The organism is Peribacillus sp. B2I2 (assembly GCF_041261685.1).
Classification (GTDB): domain Bacteria; phylum Bacillota; class Bacilli; order Bacillales; family DSM-1321; genus Peribacillus.
Genome location: NZ_JBGCCB010000001.1, coordinates 70,429 through 93,045 on the forward strand (window position 1 = coordinate 70,429; position 22,617 = coordinate 93,045).

Annotated in this window: 20 protein-coding genes, 2 rRNA genes, 1 pseudogene and 1 other annotated feature; all 23 genes and pseudogenes read left to right on the forward strand. The window is 42.7% G+C overall.

The window, feature by feature from the left end; translation table 11 throughout:
* Positions 1–95: 95 nt before the first annotated feature.
* Positions 96–3,028 (forward strand): 23S ribosomal RNA (locus ABIE66_RS00400).
* Between the two features lie 64 nt (positions 3,029–3,092).
* Positions 3,093–3,208 (forward strand): 5S ribosomal RNA (gene rrf / locus ABIE66_RS00405).
* 376 nt (positions 3,209–3,584) lie between these two features.
* Positions 3,585–4,046: a CtsR family transcriptional regulator gene (locus ABIE66_RS00410; protein ID WP_289318627.1), complete on the forward strand. Its 462-nt coding sequence runs from the start codon at positions 3,585–3,587 to the stop codon at positions 4,044–4,046.
* Between the two features lie 21 nt (positions 4,047–4,067).
* Positions 4,068–4,619 (forward strand): protein-arginine kinase activator protein McsA, encoded by a 552-nt coding sequence (mcsA, locus tag ABIE66_RS00415; protein WP_370013566.1) that lies wholly within the window; start codon positions 4,068–4,070, stop codon positions 4,617–4,619.
* A complete protein-coding gene (mcsB, locus tag ABIE66_RS00420) occupies positions 4,616–5,692 on the forward strand; it encodes a protein-arginine kinase McsB (protein WP_289323315.1) in 1,077 nt (358 codons plus the stop codon). The genes mcsA and mcsB overlap by 4 nt, the downstream gene beginning before the upstream one ends.
* Before the next feature lie 123 nt (positions 5,693–5,815).
* Positions 5,816–8,258: pseudogene (gene clpC / locus ABIE66_RS00425) on the forward strand (ATP-dependent protease ATP-binding subunit ClpC).
* 200 nt (positions 8,259–8,458) lie between these two features.
* Entirely contained in the window at positions 8,459–9,847 is a 1,389-nt protein-coding gene (gene radA / locus ABIE66_RS00430; RefSeq protein ID WP_289318631.1) for a DNA repair protein RadA, read from the forward strand.
* A 2-nt stretch (positions 9,848–9,849) separates the two neighbouring features.
* Entirely contained in the window at positions 9,850–10,923 is a 1,074-nt protein-coding gene (gene disA, locus ABIE66_RS00435) for a DNA integrity scanning diadenylate cyclase DisA (RefSeq protein WP_289318632.1), read from the forward strand.
* Positions 10,924–11,149: 226 nt separating this feature from the next.
* Entirely contained in the window at positions 11,150–12,229 is a 1,080-nt protein-coding gene (locus tag ABIE66_RS00440; protein WP_370013568.1) for a PIN/TRAM domain-containing protein, read from the forward strand.
* Between the two features lie 21 nt (positions 12,230–12,250).
* Positions 12,251–12,940: a 2-C-methyl-D-erythritol 4-phosphate cytidylyltransferase gene (gene ispD, locus ABIE66_RS00445; RefSeq protein WP_370013569.1), complete on the forward strand. Its 690-nt coding sequence runs from the start codon at positions 12,251–12,253 to the stop codon at positions 12,938–12,940.
* A 14-nt stretch (positions 12,941–12,954) separates the two neighbouring features.
* The gene (gene ispF, locus ABIE66_RS00450) at positions 12,955–13,434 is read left to right on the forward strand and encodes a 2-C-methyl-D-erythritol 2,4-cyclodiphosphate synthase (RefSeq protein WP_095395284.1); all 480 of its coding nucleotides are present in this window, start codon (positions 12,955–12,957) and stop codon (positions 13,432–13,434) included.
* An 89-nt stretch (positions 13,435–13,523) separates the two neighbouring features.
* Positions 13,524–14,981 (forward strand): glutamate--tRNA ligase, encoded by a 1,458-nt coding sequence (gene gltX / locus ABIE66_RS00455; RefSeq protein ID WP_370013570.1) that lies wholly within the window; start codon positions 13,524–13,526, stop codon positions 14,979–14,981.
* Positions 14,982–15,023: 42 nt separating this feature from the next.
* Positions 15,024–15,272: a binding site (T-box leader), on the forward strand.
* 84 nt (positions 15,273–15,356) lie between these two features.
* A complete protein-coding gene (gene cysE, locus ABIE66_RS00460; RefSeq protein ID WP_289323322.1) occupies positions 15,357–16,007 on the forward strand; it encodes a serine O-acetyltransferase in 651 nt (216 codons plus the stop codon).
* Between the two features lies 1 nt (position 16,008).
* Positions 16,009–17,406 (forward strand): cysteine--tRNA ligase, encoded by a 1,398-nt coding sequence (gene cysS, locus ABIE66_RS00465; protein ID WP_370013571.1) that lies wholly within the window; start codon positions 16,009–16,011, stop codon positions 17,404–17,406.
* A 3-nt stretch (positions 17,407–17,409) separates the two neighbouring features.
* Positions 17,410–17,832, forward strand: a complete 423-nt coding sequence (locus ABIE66_RS00470; protein WP_289323324.1) for a Mini-ribonuclease 3 — start codon at positions 17,410–17,412, stop codon at positions 17,830–17,832.
* Positions 17,829–18,572 (forward strand): 23S rRNA (guanosine(2251)-2'-O)-methyltransferase RlmB, encoded by a 744-nt coding sequence (rlmB, locus tag ABIE66_RS00475; RefSeq protein ID WP_289318639.1) that lies wholly within the window; start codon positions 17,829–17,831, stop codon positions 18,570–18,572. The genes ABIE66_RS00470 and rlmB overlap by 4 nt, the downstream gene beginning before the upstream one ends.
* A 4-nt stretch (positions 18,573–18,576) precedes the next feature.
* Positions 18,577–19,086: an NYN domain-containing protein gene (locus ABIE66_RS00480; protein ID WP_289323325.1), complete on the forward strand. Its 510-nt coding sequence runs from the start codon at positions 18,577–18,579 to the stop codon at positions 19,084–19,086.
* An 85-nt stretch (positions 19,087–19,171) separates the two neighbouring features.
* Positions 19,172–19,804, forward strand: a complete 633-nt coding sequence (sigH, locus tag ABIE66_RS00485; RefSeq protein WP_094246690.1) for an RNA polymerase sporulation sigma factor SigH — start codon at positions 19,172–19,174, stop codon at positions 19,802–19,804.
* Positions 19,805–20,005: 201 nt separating this feature from the next.
* Positions 20,006–20,155 carry a 50S ribosomal protein L33 gene (gene rpmG / locus ABIE66_RS00490; protein ID WP_289323326.1) on the forward strand — a complete coding sequence of 50 codons (150 nt, stop codon included), beginning with the start codon at positions 20,006–20,008 and terminating at the stop codon, positions 20,153–20,155.
* Between the two features lie 51 nt (positions 20,156–20,206).
* The gene (gene secE / locus ABIE66_RS00495) at positions 20,207–20,389 is read left to right on the forward strand and encodes a preprotein translocase subunit SecE (protein ID WP_214751063.1); all 183 of its coding nucleotides are present in this window, start codon (positions 20,207–20,209) and stop codon (positions 20,387–20,389) included.
* Positions 20,390–20,646: 257 nt separating this feature from the next.
* Complete coding sequence (gene nusG / locus ABIE66_RS00500; protein WP_289323327.1) at positions 20,647–21,180, forward strand: transcription termination/antitermination protein NusG; 534 nt, start codon at positions 20,647–20,649, stop codon at positions 21,178–21,180.
* Between the two features lie 174 nt (positions 21,181–21,354).
* Positions 21,355–21,780, forward strand: a complete 426-nt coding sequence (gene rplK / locus ABIE66_RS00505) for a 50S ribosomal protein L11 (protein WP_034305057.1) — start codon at positions 21,355–21,357, stop codon at positions 21,778–21,780.
* A 104-nt stretch (positions 21,781–21,884) separates the two neighbouring features.
* On the forward strand, positions 21,885–22,580 hold the full coding sequence (gene rplA / locus ABIE66_RS00510; protein WP_061440375.1) for a 50S ribosomal protein L1: 696 nt from the start codon (positions 21,885–21,887) through the stop codon (positions 22,578–22,580).
* Positions 22,581–22,617 lie beyond the last annotated feature (37 nt).

The following is a 22,617-nucleotide window of genomic DNA, read 5'->3' on the forward strand; positions in this document are numbered from 1 at the left end:
GATGTGATGGATTCTTTCTGCTTTGTTCCTTGAAAACTAGATAATAGATAGAAGGCAATTAATTTTTTTCAAAGCATCTGTAAGATCTTTTTAACGGTTAAGTTAGAAAGGGCGCACGGTGGATGCCTTGGCACTAGGAGCCGATGAAGGACGGGACTAACACCGATATGCTTCGGGGAGCTGTAAGTAAGCTTTGATCCGGAGATTTCCGAATGGGGAAACCCACTGTTCGTAATGGAACAGTATCTTTACCTGAATACATAGGGTACTGAAGGCAGACCCGGGGAACTGAAACATCTAAGTACCCGGAGGAAGAGAAAGCAAATGCGATTTCCTGAGTAGCGGCGAGCGAAACGGAATTAGCCCAAACCAAGAGGCTTGCCTCTTGGGGTTGTAGGACACTCAACATGGAGTTACAAAGGAACGGGGTAAATGAAGTGACCTGGAAAGGTCCGTCAAAGAAGGTAAAAACCCTGTAGTTGAAACTTCGTTCCCTCCTGAGTGGATCCTGAGTACGGCGGGACACGAGAAATCCCGTCGGAAGCAGGGAGGACCATCTCCCAAGGCTAAATACTCCCTAGTGACCGATAGTGAACCAGTACCGTGAGGGAAAGGTGAAAAGCACCCCGGAAGGGGAGTGAAATAGATCCTGAAACCGTGTGCCTACAAGTAGTCAAAGCCCGTTAATGGGTAATGGCGTGCCTTTTGTAGAATGAACCGGCGAGTTACGATTTCATGCGAGGTTAAGTTGATAAGACGGAGCCGCAGCGAAAGCGAGTCTGAATAGGGCGAATGAGTATGAGGTCGTAGACCCGAAACCAGGTGATCTACCCATGTCCAGGGTGAAGTTCAGGTAACACTGAATGGAGGCCCGAACCCACGCACGTTGAAAAGTGCGGGGATGAGGTGTGGGTAGCGGAGAAATTCCAATCGAACCTGGAGATAGCTGGTTCTCTCCGAAATAGCTTTAGGGCTAGCCTCAAGATGAGAGTATTGGAGGTAGAGCACTGATTGGACTAGGGGCCCCCAACGGGTTACCGAATTCAGTCAAACTCCGAATGCCAAATACTTATTCTTGGGAGTCAGACTGCGAGTGATAAGATCCGTAGTCGAAAGGGAAACAGCCCAGACCACCAGCTAAGGTCCCAAAGTATACGTTAAGTGGAAAAGGATGTGGAGTTGCTTAGACAACCAGGATGTTGGCTCAGAAGCAGCCACCATTTAAAGAGTGCGTAATAGCTCACTGGTCGAGTGACTCCGCGCCGAAAATGTACCGGGGCTAAACGTATCACCGAAGCTGTGGATTGACACCATTAGGTGTCGATGGTAGGAGAGCGTTCTAAGGGCGTTGAAGTCAGACCGGAAGGACTGGTGGAGCGCTTAGAAGTGAGAATGCCGGTATGAGTAGCGAAAGAAGGGTGAGAATCCCTTCCACCGAATGCCTAAGGTTTCCTGAGGAAGGCTCGTCCGCTCAGGGTTAGTCGGGACCTAAGCCGAGGCCGAAAGGCGTAGGCGATGGACAACAGGTTGATATTCCTGTACCACCTATACATCGTTTGAACGATGGGGGGACGCAGAAGGATAGGGTAAGCGCGCTGTTGGATATGCGCGTCCAAGCAGTTAGGCCGGAAACGAGGCAAATCCCGTTTCCATTAAGGCGGAGCTGTGATGGCGAGGGAAATATAGTACCGAAGTTCCTGATTCCACGCTGCCAAGAAAAGCCTCTAGTGAGATGTAAGGTGCCCGTACCGCAAACCGACACAGGTAGGCGAGGAGAGAATCCTAAGGTGTGCGAGAGAACTCTCGTTAAGGAACTCGGCAAAATGACCCCGTAACTTCGGGAGAAGGGGTGCTTTTTAGGGTGAATAGCCCGGAAAAGCCGCAGTGAATAGGCCCAGGCGACTGTTTAGCAAAAACACAGGTCTCTGCGAAGCCGCAAGGCGAAGTATAGGGGCTGACACCTGCCCGGTGCTGGAAGGTTAAGGGGAGAGGTTAGCGCAAGCGAAGCTTTGAACCGAAGCCCCAGTAAACGGCGGCCGTAACTATAACGGTCCTAAGGTAGCGAAATTCCTTGTCGGGTAAGTTCCGACCCGCACGAAAGGTGTAACGATCTGGGCACTGTCTCAACGAGAGACTCGGTGAAATTATAGTACCTGTGAAGATGCAGGTTACCCGCGACAGGACGGAAAGACCCCGTGGAGCTTTACTGCAGCCTGATATTGAATTTTGGTACAGCTTGTACAGGATAGGTAGGAGCCTGAGAAGCCGGAGCGCTAGCTTCGGTGGAGGCGTTGGTGGGATACTACCCTGGCTGTATTGAAATTCTAACCCGCGCCCCTTATCGGGGTGGGAGACAGTGTCAGGTGGGCAGTTTGACTGGGGCGGTCGCCTCCTAAAGAGTAACGGAGGCGCCCAAAGGTTCCCTCAGAATGGTTGGAAATCATTCGTAGAGTGTAAAGGCACAAGGGAGCTTGACTGCGAGACCTACAAGTCGAGCAGGGACGAAAGTCGGGCTTAGTGATCCGGTGGTTCCGCATGGAAGGGCCATCGCTCAACGGATAAAAGCTACCCCGGGGATAACAGGCTTATCTCCCCCAAGAGTCCACATCGACGGGGAGGTTTGGCACCTCGATGTCGGCTCATCGCATCCTGGGGCTGTAGTCGGTCCCAAGGGTTGGGCTGTTCGCCCATTAAAGCGGTACGCGAGCTGGGTTCAGAACGTCGTGAGACAGTTCGGTCCCTATCCGTCGCGGGCGCAGGAAATTTGAGAGGAGCTGTCCTTAGTACGAGAGGACCGGGATGGACGCACCGCTGGTGTACCAGTTGTCTTGCCAAAGGCATAGCTGGGTAGCTACGTGCGGACGGGATAAGTGCTGAAAGCATCTAAGCATGAAGCCCCCCTCAAGATGAGATTTCCCATGGCGCAAGCTAGTAAGATCCCTGAAAGATGATCAGGTTGATAGGTCAGAGGTGGAAGCGTGGCGACATGTGGAGCTGACTGATACTAATAGATCGAGGACTTAACCAACGCTTTTTAAAAAATGAAATACCTTCTTATTATCTAGTTTTGAAGGAACAACGTTCCTTTATTGTTTGGTGGCGATAGCGAAGAGGTCACACCCGTTCCCATTCCGAACACGGCAGTTAAGCTCTTCAGCGCCGATGGTAGTTGGGGGTTTCCCCCTGTGAGAGTAGGACGCCGCCAAGCCATATCTAAGATCAGCCATTCTGGCTGGTCTTTTTTGATATTCTAATTAACGAATAGGTTTTTTATCTCCAGGTTCAGCATAGGGCTGGATCTATTTGTTGGTTAAAATACCATTAGAGGGAACGGACGAGCTGGAGAAAAAGGTTGAATTTAGGTGAAGGAGCTTTGAGGAGAAGAAAAAATTGCAGGTTTTGCATTTATCTTTTCAGGGTATTTATGTAAGATATTTCAACTTTAATGTTCAACGGGGTATGTAACTACATATAATTTGGAGAAAATGGATAATACAGAAAGAAAGTGCGTTTAAGTTGCAAAATGCATTTTTCCTTGTATAATAATAGTCAAATATAGTCAAAGTCAGAATGGAGGAGGCTGAGTGAGAAACATATCTGATGTTATCGAAACTTATTTGAAGCAAGTGCTGGAAATAAGTCAAAAAGATATCTTAGAGATTAAAAGAAGTGAAATAGCAGATAAATTTCAGTGTGTTCCTTCTCAAATCAATTACGTAATCAATACCCGGTTTACAATCGAGAGAGGTTATGTTGTAGAGAGTAAGCGTGGAGGCGGCGGTTATATACGCATCATGAAAGTGGAATCACAGGATTCCGTGCAACTTATTAACCAATTATTATCGCTTATTGGCTCTAGGGTAACTCAATCGATGGCTGAAGGAGTAATTTCCCGGCTGATGAATGAGGAAGTCATTAATGAAAGAGAAGCAAAGATTATGATGAGTGTCATAGATAGATCGGTGATTTATATCGACCTACCTGACCGCGATGAGCTTAGGGCAAGAATTTTAACTGCGATGCTTACTACTTTAAAATATAAATGAAACTGGCAGAGGTGATGAACGTTGATTTGCCAAGAATGTCATCAAAGGCATGCTACCCTACACTTCACCAAAATCATCAATGGAAAAAAGACTGAAGTCATGATTTGTGAGAAATGTGCTCAGGAAAAAGGTGAGATGTTCATGGATGTAGGGGGACCTGGTTTTTCAATAAATAATTTATTAGCAGGATTGTTGAATATGGAGTCGAATATTCAACAGACAAAGGCAAATGCATTTCCCAAATCGGAAGAGAGGCGTTGCCCGAATTGTCATCGTTCCTATAAAGAGTTTGTCCATATTGGTAAGTTTGGCTGTGCCGAATGTTATAAAACATTCAATGAACAGTTAAACCCTATTTTAAAAAGGGTTCATAGCGGCAATACAGCACATATAGGGAAAATTCCAAAAAGGATTGGTGGCACCATATATCTTCGAAAGCAAATTTTGGATTTGAAAGAAGTTTTAAAGACCCACATTATTCAAGAGGAGTTTGAGAAAGCGGCAGAGGTAAGAGATAAGGTTCGTTCCCTTGAAAAAAGGTATGATGCACAAGAGGGAGGCGAGGAATTATGAGCTTGGAAAAGTTTGTAGAAAACGCCTTGAGTTCCTGGATGAGTGCCGAAGGGCCGGAGATCGATATTGTATTGAGTTCCAGGATTCGATTGGCCAGGAATTTCAAAGACTTTACCTTCCCAACCTCCTTTTCTAACGAAGAAGCTAAAAAAATAATTGAATTGGTCAAAAAAAGAATTGAAGAGGAAGTTACTCCAGAGATTGGGAAACTGGAACTTCTAGAGATTGACCAATTACAGCCACTGGAAAAGCGCGTTCTCGTTGAAAAACATTTAATCAGCCCTCATTTAGTTGAGGAATCAGCGAAAAGCGCATGTCTCCTTTCGGAAAATGAAGAAATCAGTATCATGATAAACGAAGAGGACCATCTCCGTATTCAGTGTTTAATGTCGGGGTTGCAGCTAAAGGAAACCTTAAAGATTGCAAATGTTCTTGACGATTGGATTGAAGAATCCATAGACTATGCATATGATGAAGAAAGAGGATACCTAACTAGTTGTCCAACTAATGTGGGAACAGGATTAAGGGCTTCAGTCATGATGCATCTGCCAGGCCTGGTCCTTACTCAGCAAATGAATAATATCATACCGGCTATCAACCAATTGGGGTTGGTGGTACGAGGGATTTATGGAGAGGGCAGTCAGGCGTTAGGGAATATCTTTCAAATCTCTAATCAAATCACTCTCGGAAAGTCGGAGAGGGATATCGTTGAAGATCTAACAAGTGTAGTGCAACAAATCATAGCCCAGGAACGGTCAGCGCGGGATGCATTAGCGAGGACTTCCCACATACAATTAGAAGATAGAGTTTTCCGTTCATATGGGATATTGTCCAATGCTCGAATCATCGAGACCAAGGAAGCTGCTACCTGTATCTCAGATGTTAGGCTAGGTATAGATCTTGGGTATATAAAAAATATTTCTAAAAGCATTCTAAATGAGTTGATGATTTTGACACAGTCGGGATTTTTACAAAAGTATGCAGGTGGCCCTTTAAAATCCCATGAAAGGGATATCCGTAGAGCAGCACTCATCCGAGAACGCTTGAATTTCACGGAATCTTCCTCCTCATAGAGGTCATTATCCTCTTTGGTGAGTACCAATATTCATGAATAGATATGGAGCAAGAACCTGCCATTACTTAGAGAATTGTCTACAACTTTATTCAAAACGAAAATTCTTAAGGAGGAATTCCCTATGATGTTTGGTCGTTTTACTGAAAGAGCCCAGAAAGTATTAGCATTAGCCCAAGAAGAGGCAATCCGTTTAGGTCATAACAATATTGGCACGGAACATATTTTACTGGGCCTGGTCCGAGAAGGTGATGGCATTGCAGCCAAAGCGTTATATGCTCTTGGATTGGGACCGGATAAGATTCAGAAAGAAGTGGAAAATTTAATTGGCCGTGGACAGGATACGGCTCAAACGATACATTATACCCCAAGAGCTAAGAAAGTCATTGAGCTTTCCATGGATGAGGCGAGAAAATTAGGTCATTCATATGTTGGAACAGAGCATGTACTTCTTGGTCTGATACGAGAAGGGGAAGGTGTAGCCGCCCGCGTGTTGAATAATCTGGGAGTAAGTTTAAATAAAGCCCGACAACAGGTATTACAACTTTTGGGCAGCAATGAATCGGGTGGTCATCAAGGTTCAGCTGCTTCAAATGCTAGCACACCGACACTGGATGGCCTTGCCCGTGATTTAACGGCGATTGCCCGGGAAGGAAGCTTGGATCCCGTTATCGGAAGAAGTAAGGAAATACAGCGTGTCATTGAGGTATTAAGCCGTCGTACAAAAAATAACCCAGTATTAATCGGTGAACCTGGGGTAGGTAAAACAGCCATTGCTGAAGGGCTTGCCCAACAGATCATCAATAATGAGGTACCTGAAATTTTACGAGATAAACGCGTAATGACCCTAGATATGGGTACTGTTGTGGCAGGTACTAAATATTCGGGGTGAATTCGAGGACCGATTGAAGAAAGTGATGGATGAAATTCGTCAGGCGGGTAATATCATCTTATTCATCGATGAATTGCACACATTGATTGGTGCAGGCGGTGCAGAAGGTGCAATCGATGCCTCCAATATCCTTAAACCATCATTGGCCCGTGGTGAATTACAATGTATCGGTGCTACCACTTTGGATGAGTACCGTAAGTATATTGAAAAAGATGCTGCGCTTGAACGTCGTTTCCAGCCAATCCAAGTAGATGAACCGACCATGAAAGAATCCATTCAAATTCTCAAGGGTTTGCGTGACCGTTATGAAGCCCATCACCGTGTCTCGATTACTGACGAAGCGATTGATGCCGCAGTCAAATTATCCGACCGTTATATTTCCGATCGCTTTTTACCGGACAAAGCGATTGACTTGATTGATGAAGCTGGATCCAAGGTTAGATTACGTTCATACACAACGCCACCAAACTTAAAGGAACTTGAAGTGAAGCTAGATGATGTTCGTAAGGAAAAGGATGCTTCCGTTCAGAGCCAGGAATTTGAAAAAGCTGCTTCGCTTCGCGATACAGAACAACGCTTAAGAGAACAATTGGAAGAAACGAAAAAGACTTGGAAAGAAAAACAAGGGCAAGAGAACAGTGAAGTGACTGTGGATGATATTGCGCACGTCGTATCCAGCTGGACGGGAGTTCCAGTCACTAAACTGGCGCAAACAGAGTCAGATAAACTGCTTAATATGGAATCAATCCTCCACGATCGCGTAATTGGGCAGGAAGAGGCCGTCATTGCGGTTTCTAAAGCAGTACGACGCGCAAGAGCAGGTTTGAAAGATCCTAAACGTCCAATTGGTTCATTCATCTTCTTGGGACCTACAGGGGTCGGTAAAACCGAGCTTGCCCGTGCTTTAGCTGAATCCATTTTTGGTGATGAAGATGCTATGATCCGTATAGATATGTCCGAATATATGGAGAAACATTCGACTTCACGTCTTGTTGGATCCCCTCCAGGATATGTTGGATACGAAGAAGGCGGACAGTTAACGGAAAAAGTGCGGAGGAAACCATATTCAGTCGTTCTGCTTGATGAAATAGAAAAGGCCCATCCAGATGTCTTCAATATTCTTCTTCAAGTTTTGGAAGATGGAAGACTGACAGATTCCAAGGGGCGTACTGTCGATTTCAGGAATACCATTCTGATTATGACATCGAATGTAGGGGCGTCTGCCTTAAAAATTGATAAGTATGTCGGCTTTAACATCCAGGATACCGGCCAGGATTACAAAAATATGAAAGGGAAAGTGATGGAAGAACTCAAACGAGCATTCCGTCCGGAATTCCTGAATCGTATTGATGAAACTATCGTGTTCCACTCATTAGAGAAGGATCATTTAAAACAAATCGTCACATTAATGTCAAATCAGCTTACTACCCGTTTGAAAGAACAGGAAATATACTTGGAACTGACAGATGCGGCTAGAGAAAAAATTGCTACGGAAGGTTTCGATCCTGAATATGGGGCACGACCAATCCGCAGGGCGCTTCAGAAGCATGTAGAAGATTATCTTTCCGAGGAGTTGCTTAAGGGTAACGTGAAAAAAGGGCAAACGGTCGTGATGGATGTCGTGAATAATGAGTTTGCAATCCGACAAGGTGAGCCTGTTAATGTAAGTGAATAACCTGATTCTAAACTTCGAGGTACACGGCAGATTTTTTTGCAGTGTACCTCTGTTTTTTATCCATAGGTAAAAATGAGTATAAGTTGGACAATGTAGAGTGATTATTTTTTTTAAAAAACTTAGCCTTAAGAAGGTTTAAATAAAACAGAGATATAATATCCTTAAAATAGGTATTTTTTCCAAAGAAAGAGGAGTAATTTATGGCTGTAAAGAAGAAAACCAAATTTATGTGTCAGTCTTGTGGATATGAGTCCGCAAAATGGATGGGGAAATGCCCAGGTTGCGGTGAATGGAACAAAATGGTCGAGGAAACTGAAATCGTTAAACCTGCTAGAAAAGGTGCTTTTACCCATTCCGAGGTTAGAGGTTCCGGGGAAAGGGAAAAGGCAGCGCCCATAACTACTATTCAATCAGAAAAAGAACCACGGATTAAGACGGATTTAATGGAATTGAATCGTGCCCTTGGGGGCGGGATCGTACAGGGGTCACTTGTATTGATCGGAGGCGATCCGGGTATAGGTAAATCGACTCTACTTTTGCAGGTATCCTCCCAATTGGCACATAAACAGAAAAAAGTGCTTTATATATCAGGTGAAGAGTCAGTCAAGCAAACCAAATTGAGAGCGGACCGGCTTGGGACCATGTCAGAAAATCTATTCGTCTATGCTGAAACCGATATGGACTATATCCAACAGGCGATTACAGAGGTAAAACCGGATTTGGTCATTATTGACTCCATTCAAACGGTGTACCATTCGGAGGTTACATCTGCCCCGGGAAGCGTTTCACAAGTTAGGGAATGCACAGCCTCACTCATGCGCATTGCTAAAACGAATGGGATTGCGATCTTTATCGTCGGACACGTTACAAAAGAAGGGGCCATTGCAGGGCCACGGCTGCTTGAGCATATGGTAGACACCGTTTTATATTTCGAAGGTGAAAGACACCATACATATCGAATCATACGTGCTGTCAAAAACCGATTTGGTTCGACGAATGAGATGGGTATATTTGAAATGAAAGAACATGGTTTGGAAGAGGTCGCGAATCCATCGGAAATTTTCCTTGAAGAACGGTCTCAAGGAGCTTCGGGTTCCACAGTAGTAGCATCCATGGAAGGAACAAGGCCGGTGCTTGTTGAAATTCAAGCATTGATTTCACCTACTAGTTTTGGCAATCCAAGGCGAATGGCCACAGGGATAGACCACAATCGAGTTTCGCTCTTAATGGCTGTTCTGGAAAAGAGAGTGGGCTTGCTGCTCCAAAACCAAGATGCGTATTTAAAGGTTGCTGGTGGTGTCAAGCTGGATGAACCGGCAATTGATCTCGCCGTCGCAATCAGCATTGCCTCTAGTTTCCGTGATAAACCAACAAACCCTACCGATTGCATCATTGGTGAAGTGGGGCTGACTGGGGAGGTAAGAAGAGTGTCAAGAATTGAACAAAGGGTGCAAGAAGCAGCAAAACTAGGGTTTGAGCGGGTGATCATACCGGCTAATAATATAGGGGGATGGACCGCACCAAAAGGTATTAAGATCGTTGGTGTTTCATCGGTCTCGGAGGCTCTTCAACAATCGTTAGGGGGGTAAGTATGACAGATAAAAAAGGGTATGAGAAAACAAAATTGGAGATTCTGCAAATTGTAGCTCCAGGTACCCCGCTTCGAGAGGGTATTGAAAATGTCCTGAGGGCAAATACGGGTGGTTTGATAGTGGTTGGATATAACGAGAAGGTTCGAACTATCGTAGATGGCGGCTTCGAAATCAACTGTAGCTGTACCCCAAGTACATTGTATGAGCTGGCGAAGATGGACGGGGCCATCATTTTAAATGAAAAAGCCGATACGATCATTTTCGCAAATGCCCAATTAGTGCCGGATAACAGTACACCTTCCACTGAAACGGGAATGCGGCATCGGACAGCGGAACGTGTAGCAAGGGAGACCAAGTCGTTGGTCGTCGCAATATCACAACGCCGGAATGTCATCACTTTATATCAAGGCAATTTCCGGTATGCCCTCAAAGATATAGGGGTCATACTTGCTAAGGCTAATTTAGCCATTCAAACCTTGGAAAAATACAAGGTGGTCCTACAGCAGAGCATATCAGTATTAGGAGCATTAGAGTTTGAGGAAATCGTGACCTATGCCGATCTTTTGCAGGTATTGCACCGTTATGTAATGGTACTCAGAATCAAGGCGGAGCTACTTACTTACCTTAATGAGCTTGGTACGGAAGGAAGATTGATCCGTCTGCAAATGAATGAAATCTTGGCAGATATTGAAACGGAAGGAAAGTGGCTTATCAAGGACTATATTTCCAGTAATGATGAAAAACCAGAGGATATCATTTTTCGGCTTCAAGAGTTGGCCATGCAGGAAAAATTGGACGAAAGCATACTTCTAAAGGTGCTGGGCTATCACGGATACATACATCTTGATGAGTCAGTACATCCCCGTGGTTACCGTATTCTTCATAAGATTCCACGCTTGCCGGGTTTGATTATCGAAAATTTAGTGAAACAGTTCGGAAGCTTTAGCGAAGTCAATAAAGCAACAGTTCAAAACCTTGACGATGTAGAGGGTATTGGCGAAGTTCGTGCCAATAAAATTAAAGAAGGACTCCGCATTTTAAAAAATCAGTTGGTCACAAATAGAAGGATGTAAGGTGCAGCTGGCCTTCAAAATTTCCCTGGATTAGCTTGAAATTGATTAGTGTTTATTTTTGACACTCAAAACTCAGGGTGCTAGGCTAATATTACGAAAAAGAGAAGGAGTCATATTAGTAAATCCACTAATTCCTTAAGTGAATTTCACGTATATAATGAAAACGAATTTTCGAAGGTTTCATTTTATTTTATTGGTCAATAATGAGTAGAGGGAGGTGAAAGGGATGTTAAAACGCATTATACAAGCATGCTTCTTAATAGTCGGCGGAACACTTGGTATGTTACTTATTCCAGAATTATTAATTGTTTTACATGCAGACGATATTGCTTTAATAAACAATCCTTATGTAAGTGTACTGTTGGGTGCCATTATCTTTTATCTTATTACTTTTTGGGCAGTAGATCATGTGATCTATTTTATGAAGTGGCTGGAGGAACAGCTTGTTAAGATACCGATTACGGACATAATCTTTGGCAGCGTCGGTCTTTTAGTGGGACTGCTTGCGGCGTTCTTGGTTGGTTCCGCCTTCAGTGCCATCAAGGTGGTTCCTATCATCCTTACGCTTTTATTTGGTTATCTTGGTTTCCAGGTGGGCTTTAAAAAACGTGATGAACTATTGAGTTTATTTACGAAAAGTAATAAGAAAAAGAATACTGATGGTGAAGTAAGTGAAGAGGACGAAGAGGGGTATAGCAAGCGGCTGAAGATTCTCGATACAAGCGTCATCATTGACGGTAGAATTGCGGATATCTGTCAGACAGGCTTTCTGGAGGGTACCATAGTCATCCCTCAATTCGTATTAAACGAACTACAGCACATTGCTGATTCATCTGATGCATTGAAAAGGAATCGTGGAAGACGTGGTTTGGATATCCTGAATCGGATTCAAAAAGAACTTCCGATTAAAGTGGAGATGTACGAGGGAGATTTTGAAGACATCCAGGAAGTGGATAGTAAACTTGTGAAGCTTGCCAAAATATCGGGCGGAATGGTCGTTACCAATGATTTCAATTTAAACAAAGTATGCGAGTTTCAAAATGTGGCGGTCCTTAATATCAATGACCTTGCCAATGCCGTAAAACCTGTTGTACTTCCTGGGGAAGAGATGAATGTTCAGGTCATTAAGGACGGGAAAGAGCAGAATCAGGGCATTGCTTATTTAGACGATGGTACAATGATCGTTGTAGAAGGTGGTCGTGACCATATTGGGAAACGAATCGATGTACTTGTCACAAGTGTACTGCAAACCTCTGCAGGACGTATGATATTCGCTAAACCGAAACTATTAGAAAAAGCATTATAAAGAAGAGTAGGAGAAACCGTTATGTTTTATGAAGTAGTGATACCTGCAGCTGGACAAGGAAAAAGAATGAAGGCGGGCAAGAATAAACTTTTTATTGAACTATCGGGTATCCCGATTATTGTTTATACACTTCGTGTCTTTGAAGAAGATCCTGACTGCCGGGGGATTATCCTTTCAATAAACCCGGCAGAAAAGGATTATTTCAGTCAATTGATAGCAACGTATGGGCTTAAAAAGGTCAAGAAACTCATCATGGGTGGCAAGGAGCGCCAACAAAGCGTTTATAATGGGCTGCAACATGCTGGGGAAGAAATCATTCTGGTCCACGACGGGGCTCGCCCTTTTATCAATCCAGGGCAAATCAGAGAATTGACTACCGCAGCTTCCCTTCATGGAGGTGCTGTCATTGCAGTGCCCGTAAAGGATACGATTAAAAAAGTTACTGATAAAAAGGTATTGGAAACGGTGGAACGATCAAGCTTGTGGGCGGTGCAAACTCCACAAGCTTTTCGTGTATCCATATTAAAAAGGGCGTATGAACAGGCAGAGGCTGAAGCTTTTTTAGGGACGGACGATGCAAGTTTGCTAGAACGGATCAATGAACAGGTAGTTATTATTGAGGGCAATTATGATAATATTAAAATTACGACTCAGGAAGACCTATATTTTGCAGAAGCGATTTTACATAAACAACAACATGGAAAACGATGATTGGGGAGAATGATATGTTTCGAATTGGACAAGGATATGACGTTCATCAGCTTGTAGAGGGTAGACCCTTGATTATTGGCGGAATTACGATTCCGCATGAGAAAGGTTTGTTAGGTCATTCGGATGCGGATGTCCTTTTGCATACTGTTGCTGATGCCTGCTTGGGGGCAATCGGTGCAGGGGATATCGGTAAGCATTTTCCGGATACCGATCCTGAATTTAAAGATGCCGATTCGGCAAAGCTGTTGCAGTATATTTGGGCGATTGTAAAAAAAGAAGGATATTCTTTAGGTAATGCGGACTGTACAATCATTGCACAAAGCCCGAAAATGGCACCGTATATTGAGGAAATGCGAGGCAGGATTGCAGAACTTTTAGATGCCTCGATAGATAGAATTAATGTAAAGGCGACCACTACAGAGAAACTTGGATTTACAGGCAGAAGCGAAGGAATCGCTGCACAGGCTGTTGTCTTATTGGTTAAATCAAACTAATTTGTTTTTAGAGTGGATGCCTTTAACCAAATGTATATAAATGATAAAATAAACAATAGAAAAGAACGACTGGGAGGTCTATATATATCATGAGCAGTGATATTCGAGTTCGCTATGCACCGAGTCCGACTGGACATTTACATATAGGTAATGCACGGACGGCTTTATTTAATTATTTATACGCACGAAACAAAGGCGGGAAATTCATCATCCGGATTGAAGATACCGATCAAAAGAGAAATATTGAAGGTGGAGAGGAAAGTCAGCTTAAATATTTGAAATGGCTTGGTATGGACTGGGATGAAGGTGTGGATATTGGCGGTGAATACGGGCCATATCGTCAATCAGAAAGGAACGACCTTTATCAGGAATTGTATCAAGAGCTTTTAGATAAGGGTTTGGCATATAAATGCTATTGTACGGAAGAAGAGCTTGAAGCAGAGCGTGAAGGACAGGTCGAACGGAATGAGACGCCAAAATATTCAGGGAAGTGCAGGCATTTAACTGAAGAAGAGCAAAGTGAACTAGTGGCTGAAGGACGAAAACCTAGCATTCGCTTTGCCGTTCCAGCGGGGAAAGTCCTTACTTTCAAAGATATGGTCAAGGATGACGTTTCGTTTGAAACAGATGGTTTTGGTGATTTTGTTATCGTTAAAAAAGATGGCATACCGACCTATAACTTTGCAGTGGCAGTCGATGATCACTTGATGAAGATTTCCCATGTCCTTCGCGGTGATGATCATATCTCCAATACTCCGAAACAATTGATGATTTATGAAGCATTCGGCTGGGAACCGCCGGTATTCGGACATATGACGCTAATTGTAAACGAAAGCAGGAAGAAACTGAGTAAACGTGATGAATCGATCATTCAATTCATTGAGCAATATGAAGAGCTTGGTTATGTACCTGAGGCTTTATTCAATTTCATTACATTATTAGGATGGTCTCCGGTCGGGGAGGAAGAGATTTTCACGAAAGAAGAGTTCATTAATCTTTTCGATGCTGCTCGGTTGTCTAAATCACCTGCACTTTTCGATAAGCAAAAGCTTACATGGATGAATAACCAATACGTGAAGCAATTGGACGTAAATCGTGCAGTGGAATTGTCAATGCCTCACTTAATTAAAGCTGGGAAGGTCTCAGAAACACTAACCGCTGAAGAAGAAGAGTGGGTACATGGCCTTGTTTCCCTTTTTCAAGAGCAGATGAGCTATGGAGCGGAAATAGTTGAGCTATCTGAACTGTTTTTCAAGGATGAGGTCGAGTTTGAGCCAGAAGCTAAGGAAGTATTGGCAGAAGAACAGGTACCGGAAGTCATGGAAGCTTTCCTTCAGGAAATTGAAGGGCTTGCAGAATTTAATGCGGATGAAATTAAGAAGTCGATTAAAGCGGTACAAAAAAGCACAGGGCATAAAGGGAAAAAATTATTCATGCCGATAAGGGCGGCCGTCACGGGTCAAACACATGGTCCTGACTTGCCTAAGGCCATTTCATTACTGGGCAAAGAAAAAATTAAACAGCGTATTCAGAGTATTTTATATTAACAATTTGTCAAAAATGTAATATAGTATTTAATAATCTTAAAAAAGAACGCGTAGATGGGGAGAAGTAAGTAAACGAAGCTTTTTAGAGAGAACCATAACCTGCTGAAAGTGGTTCAAGCCTCTCGTTTTCTGAAATGCACCCTTGAGTCCTTTGCTGAACTAACCTATAGTAGGCACAGGCGGAATGTCCTCCGTTACAGGGATTAAAGTTGGGGATGAAAAAACAGGGGAAAGCTTTACCTGCTTCGTATATTCCAAACAGAGTGGAACCGCGCTTAAAGCGTCTCTGTCTATTTGGACAGAGACGCTTTTTTATATGCATTAAAAGCTTCAAAAGGGGATGTAGGAAAAGGACGGAACATAGGGGGAATCATTTTGTTAAAGATGTTTAAAGAGGATATCGAAGTGGTTTTTGATCAAGATCCTGCTGCGCGCAGTTATGTGGAAGTCATTTTGACGTATGCAGGTTTACATGCGATTTGGAGTCATAGGATGGCTCACGCGCTATTCAAGAAGAAGTTCTTTTTCCTAGCGAGAAGTATATCTCAAATCAGCCGGTTTTTCACCGGAATTGAAATTCATCCAGGAGCTACCATTGGCCGTCGTTTCTTCATTGACCATGGAATGGGAATCGTCATTGGCGAAACTTGTGAGATTGGTGACAATGTATCTGTCTTTCAAGGTGTAACCCTTGGGGGGACAGGAAAGGAAAAGGGAAAACGTCATCCTACGATAAAGGATAATGTGTTGATTGCTACAGGAGCAAAAGTGCTGGGTTCCATCACTGTTGGGGAAAACTCAAAAATCGGTGCAGGATCGGTCGTTTTAAAGGAAGTGCCACCTAATTCTACAGTGGTGGGAATTCCAGGTAAAGTAGTCATTCAAGATGGTATCAAAATCAACAAAGACCTAAATCATTGTGATCTTCCTGATCCAATCGCTGATCGCTTTAAGGAATTGGATAGTGAACTCAGGGCCTTAAGAGCGAAGCTGGCTGAACAAAAGCAGGAAGAAAGGAGTCTATAATATGGCGATTAAAATATATAACACAGCTACAAGAAAAAAGGAAACCTTCGTCCCGATTGAAGAGGGAAAGGTGAAGATGTACGTATGCGGACCCACTGTCTATAATTACATTCATATTGGTAATGCACGACCGGCAATCGTATTCGATACCGTTCGTAGGTATTTGGACTACCGTGGATATGATGTGCAATTCGTTTCGAACTTTACGGATGTGGATGATAAGCTGATTCGCGCGGCAAAAGAATTGGGCGAAGATGTCCCGACAATATCAGAGCGTTTCATCAAGGCTTATTTTGAAGATGTGTCCGCATTGGGCTGCAAAAAAGCGGATGCTCACCCAACCGTAATGGAGAACATGGATGCAATCATTGAATTCATCTCGGCATTGATTGAAAAAGGATTTGCTTATGAATCGGAAGGGGATGTGTATTACCGTACCCGTAAGTTTGAGGGGTATGGAAAACTTTCACATCAGTCCATCGATGAGCTGCGAGTAGGGGCCCGTATTGAAATAGGTGAGAAAAAACAAGATGCCCTTGATTTTGCCCTTTGGAAAGCGGCCAAGGATGATGAAATATCTTGGGAGAGCCCATGGGGGAAAGGGCGTCCTGGCTGGCATATAGAATGCTCCGCAATGGTCAAAAAGTATTTGGGCGATACAATCGATATTCATGCAGGAGGTCAAGATCTAGCTTTCCCGCATCATGAAAATGAAATTGCACAATCCGAAGCTTTGACAGGTAAGACCTTTGCGAATTATTGGATGCATAACGGGTATATAAATATTGAGAATGAAAAAATGTCTAAGTCATTAGGCAATTTCGTTCTTGTGCATGACATCATTCAGAAGCATGATCCACAAGTGTTACGCTTCTTTATGTTATCCGTACATTACCGTCATCCCATCAATTATAGTGAAGAAGTGCTTGAAAATGTAAAAGCGTCCCTTGATCGGTTAAGGACATCTTATCAAAACTTAAAGCATCGCCTTCAGGTAAGCGACGGATTGACTGAGAATAATGATATTTGGTTGGAGAAGCTTAATGGATTACATGAACAATTCATTAAGGAAATGGACGATGATTTCAACACAGCTAATGCAATATCCATACTCTTCGAACTTTCCAAACAGGCAAATTATTACTTGATGGAGAAAAACACAGACAAGGAAGTCATTGATGCTTTCCTTGAAAAATTCAATACCTTATTTTCTGTCCTAGGTTTGTCACTTGAAGAAGATGGGCTTTTGGATGAAGAAATCGAAGGTTTGATCCAGCAGAGAATTCAAGCGCGGAAAGACCGCAATTTTGGGTTATCTGATGAAATTCGTGATCGTTTGAAAAACATGAATATCATATTAGAGGATACCCCTCAAGGTACAAGATGGAAAAGAGGGTAATTAATGCTTCATTACGATAGTAACGTAGATGCAAAAATGCTGAACAGTTTGGCTTTAGCTTATATAGGTGATGCTGTATACGAAACGTATATCCGGCATCATCTCATTCAAAATGGTGCGGTCAAGCCCAATCTACTTCACAAAAAAGCTACATCTTTTGTAGCGGCTAAAGCTCAAAATAAGATTATCCATTTTTTCCTTGAGTCAGATTGGTTATCGGAAGAGGAATCCGCTGTGGTTCGGCGCGGCCGAAATGCAAAATCCGGTTCGGTCCCGAAGAATACGGATGTGCAAACGTATCGCTACAGTACCGCTTTCGAGGCACTTATGGGATTTTTGTATTTATCCGGTCGAATAGAAAGAATGGAAGAACTAATCAAAAAATCTATTGAATACATTGAAGAAGAAAAGGGGAGTAACCCATGAGCGAAGAATATATCATTGGCAGAAACCCCGTATTGGAAGCTCTTCGCTCCGAACGGGATATTAATAAAATTTGGATAGCCGAAGGCTCGCAAAAAGGCTCGATGCAACCACTTATCGGTCTGGCGAAGGAAAAGAAGGTATTCGTGCAAATCGTGCCGAAGAAAAAAATTGACCAAATGGCAGAAGGCATCCATCAAGGTGTTGTCGCACAAGTGGCTGCATATGAATATGTGGAATTGGATGACCTATTCGCAAAAGCGGCTGAACGGGACGAAGCACCTTTTTTCATGATTCTTGATGAAGTTGAAGATCCGCATAATTTAGGTTCGATCATGAGGACGGCTGATGCAGTCGGTGCCCATGGAATCATCATTCCAAAAAGAAGAGCGGTGGGCTTGACGGCAACAGTGGCGAAAGCTTCAACTGGTGCGATTGAATATATTCCGGTTGCTCGCGTGACAAATTTGGCAAGGGCAGTGGAAGAGTTGAAAGAGCGAGGGGTATGGATAGTGGGTACCGATGCGAAAGGCAGCGATGATTACCGTAACATGGACGGAAAGATGCCTATCGGACTTGTTATCGGTAGCGAAGGAAAAGGTATGGCCCGGTTAATGAAGGATAAATGTGATTTTCTCATCCGTCTTCCCATGGCAGGACAGGTAACTTCGTTAAATGCATCGGTAGCAGCCGGTTTATTGATGTATGAGGTTTATAGAAAAAGAAATCCTCTAGGGCAATGATGGGATGAACATTCTGTTGGTGGACGGTTATAACATTATTGGAGCCTGGCCGGAACTGAGAGAATTAAAAGAACGGGATCTTGCTGCTGCAAGAGACCGGTTGATTGAAATGATGGCGGAATATCAAGCATTTACCGGATACCGTGTAATTGTCGTATTTGACGCTCAATATGTTCAGGGGATTGCCCGTATATTCAAAAATCATAAAGTTGATGTAATTTTCACAAAAGAAAATGAAACTGCGGATGAAAGAATAGAAAAGATGGCCATTGAACTGAATAACGTTAAAACGCAAATCCAAGTGGCAACCTCTGACTTTACAGAACAGTGGGTGATCTTTGGCCAAGGGGCTCTAAGGAAATCCGCTCGTGAACTGCTTATTGAAATGAAAGAAATTCAAGGGGAAATCAAGAAAGATGTAAGAAAAACAACGACAATAAAACCCGCGGTTAAAATTCCTTTAAGTGAAGAAGTGGCAGAAATTTTCGAAAAATGGCGCCGAGGTAAAATTTGAACCATTGACGGGTAAATTTTACCTGCTGTATAATATTTCTATCTGAGTCAGGTCAGGGGGATATAATGTGGGTCTCAAATTCGGAATGAAGCTGAACGAAAAGTATCTGCAGTTTGAGGATGATGAATTGATAGGGTTGGTTCACACTGGTGATAGTGAAGCGCTGGATTATTTGATCCAAAAGTATCGTAATTTTGTTAGAGCAAAAGCAAGGACTTATTTCTTAATTGGTGCAGATAAGGAAGACATCGTGCAAGAAGGTATGATTGGTTTATATAAAGCCGTCCGTGATTTTAAAGGGGATAAGTTATCTTCCTTTAAAGCATTTGCAGAACTGTGCATTACGAGGCAGATCATAACAGCTATCAAAACAGCAACACGTCAAAAACATATTCCGCTCAATTCCTATGTTTCCCTGGACAAGCCCATTTATGATGAGGAATCGGACCGAACTCTAATGGATATTATATCGGGTACGAAAGTTTTGGACCCGGAAGAGCTTATCATCAACCAAGAAGAGTTTGACGATATCGAATTAAAGATGGCCGAGCTCCTGAGTGATCTTGAGAGAAAAGTGTTAGCTCTTTACCTGGATGGACAAACCTACCAAGAAATTTCGGAAGAGTTGAACCGACATGTTAAGTCAATCGACAACGCCCTTCAGCGGGTGAAAAGAAAGCTCGAGCGCTATCTGGAAGTAAGGGAAATCAGTTTATAATCCCTCCGCTTTTTCCGCTTAATTTCATCTGTCCCTTCTCCACATGGAAGTTTATTATTCACTGAAATTTTTAATGGGATGTTAAGAAACCAATGGTTTGATTTCCGGTATCCATAATGGGCTAAACCCGCTTTGACATTGACAATAAAAAACAGCCGTGATAAGGTTTTATGGATATAGTAGATAGGATAGGTGTATCTAATGCGAAAAAAAATAGTTCTTGCCTGCACTGATTGCGGTTCAAGAAATTATAGTTATGAAAGTAAACAATCGACAAGCGGAGACCGCCTGGAAATCAAGAAATTTTGCAGCACGTGCAACTCACACTCGATTCATAAAGAAACGAAATAACCGTTTTATAAATAGATTGACAGAAGCTTCTAATGCTTGGAGGATACATTCATGAAACGTTTTACCGAATTTTTCAGCGGAGTCGCTCGCGAAATGCAAAAAGTAAGCTGGCCTAAACGCAAGGAGCTTACCAAATATACAATCGTGGTAGTGACGACTGTATTGTTTATGGCTTTATTCTTTACAGTGGTCGATTTGGGCATTTCCGAATTAATTCGCTTAGTTATTGAATAAGAGATTCGAAAATAAGGTATAATAGTGATAGAATAATATGTGTCAGCAGAAAAGCCCGGAAACGGGTTTTTTAATTTGTCTTTTTTAAGAAGTGAAGAAGTTCAAAATCGAGCACTGCTGTAATATGAATCATCATAATTTATTCTAGTTAAGTCGGGATGACGACGGTTTGGTATTTTGGCTAAAACGTTCAAAGATAAAGATTAATAAAGAAAATGATTGATTGCAGGGAGGGAAGGACGTTAAAGTCCTAACACATGGAAAAGAATTGGTATGTAGTTCACACCTATTCAGGTTATGAGAATAAGGTTAAGGCTAACTTGGAAAAACGTGTTGAGACTATGGGGATGGAAGACAAGATCTTTCGCGTTGTAGTTCCAGAAGAAGAAGAAACAGAAATTAAAGATGGCAAAAAGAAAGTGACCAAAAAGAAAGTATTCCCAGGTTATGTACTGGTTGAGATCATCATGACGGATGATTCTTGGTATGTTGTCCGGAATACGCCTGGCGTAACAGGCTTCGTAGGTTCATCTGGAGCTGGGTCAAAACCGACTGCGTTGCTGCCGGAAGAAATTGAAGTCGTTCTTAAACGAATGGGCGTGGATGAAAGTAAATTCGAAGTTGATTTTGAAATCGGTGAAACGGTTCAAGTTAAAGAAGGACCATTTGCAACCTTTGCAGGACCTATTGAAGAACTTGATAAAGATAAAGGTAAAGTAAGGGTTCTAGTCAATATGTTCGGTCGTGATACACCGGTTGAACTTGATTTTAATCAAGTGGAAAAATTATAAACGGAAAAAAACTTGAAATTGTCATTTGAAAGTGGTAAAATTTCAAAGGTCAGTATGTTTCAATTTTTAGGCCTCAACGATACAAGCATTCTTTATTAATATATAAAGAATTCAAGATGAGTGGGAGGGTATATCCCTATTACCACATCACGGACTTATAAGGAGGTGTGTCTCGTGGCTAAAAAAGTAATTAAAATGGTTAAATTGCAAATTCCTGCTGGTAAAGCGAATCCGGCACCGCCAGTCGGTCCTGCATTAGGTCAAGCTGGTGTAAACATCATGGGATTCTGTAAGGAGTTCAACGCTCGTACAGCAGATCAAGCTGGTCTAATTATTCCTGTTGAAATCACGGTATTTGAAGACCGTTCATTTACATTCATTACAAAAACTCCACCGGCTGCAGTATTGCTTAAGAAAGTAGCTGGTATCGAGTCTGGTTCTGGTGAACCTAACCGTAATAAAGTTGCTACAGTCAAGCGTGATCAAGTGCGCGAGATTGCTGAAACTAAAATGCCTGACCTAAACGCTGCAAGCGTTGAAGCTGCAATGCGTATGGTTGAAGGTACTGCTCGCAGCATGGGTATTGTCATCGAAGACTAATCCATGTAATTGCTATTTGTTTCTACGGGGTTGCGATTGATACTCGCAACCTTTATTCGTGGGAGGTTATACCGTTAAAACCACAATTTAGGAGGATTTATATCATGGCGAAAAAAGGTAAAAAGTATCTTGAAGCAGCTAAGCTTGTAGAAGTTTCTAAGGCTTATGCTGTAACTGAAGCAATCGAAGTTGCTAAAAAAGCTAACTTCGCAAAATTCGATGCGACTGTTGAAGTTGCTTTCCGTTTAGGCGTAGACCCTAAGAAAGCTGACCAACAAATTCGTGGAGCGGTTGTTCTACCGAATGGTACTGGTAAAACTCAACGGGTATTAGTATTCGCTAAAGGCGAAAAAGCAAAAGAAGCGGAAGCTGCTGGTGCTGACTACGTTGGCGAATCTGACTTCATCAACAAAATCCAACAAGGATGGTTCGAATTCGACGTAATCGTTGCGACTCCAGACATGATGGGTGAAGTTGGTAAACTTGGCCGTGTATTAGGACCTAAAGGATTAATGCCTAACCCTAAAACTGGCACTGTAACATTCGACGTAACGAAAGCTGTTAATGAAATCAAAGCTGGTAAAGTTGAATACCGCGTAGATAAAGCTGGTAACATCCATGCTCCAATCGGTAAAGTATCTTTCGAAGATGCTAAACTAGTGGAAAACTTCACTACTATCTATGATACGTTAATGAAAGTTAAACCTGCGGCTGCTAAAGGAACTTACATGAAAAACGTTTCTGTAACTACTACAATGGGCCCTGGTGTGAAAGTTGATCCTTCTACTTTCAATAAATAATAATTGACATTCCAAAACTATTGTTGTTATAATAAGT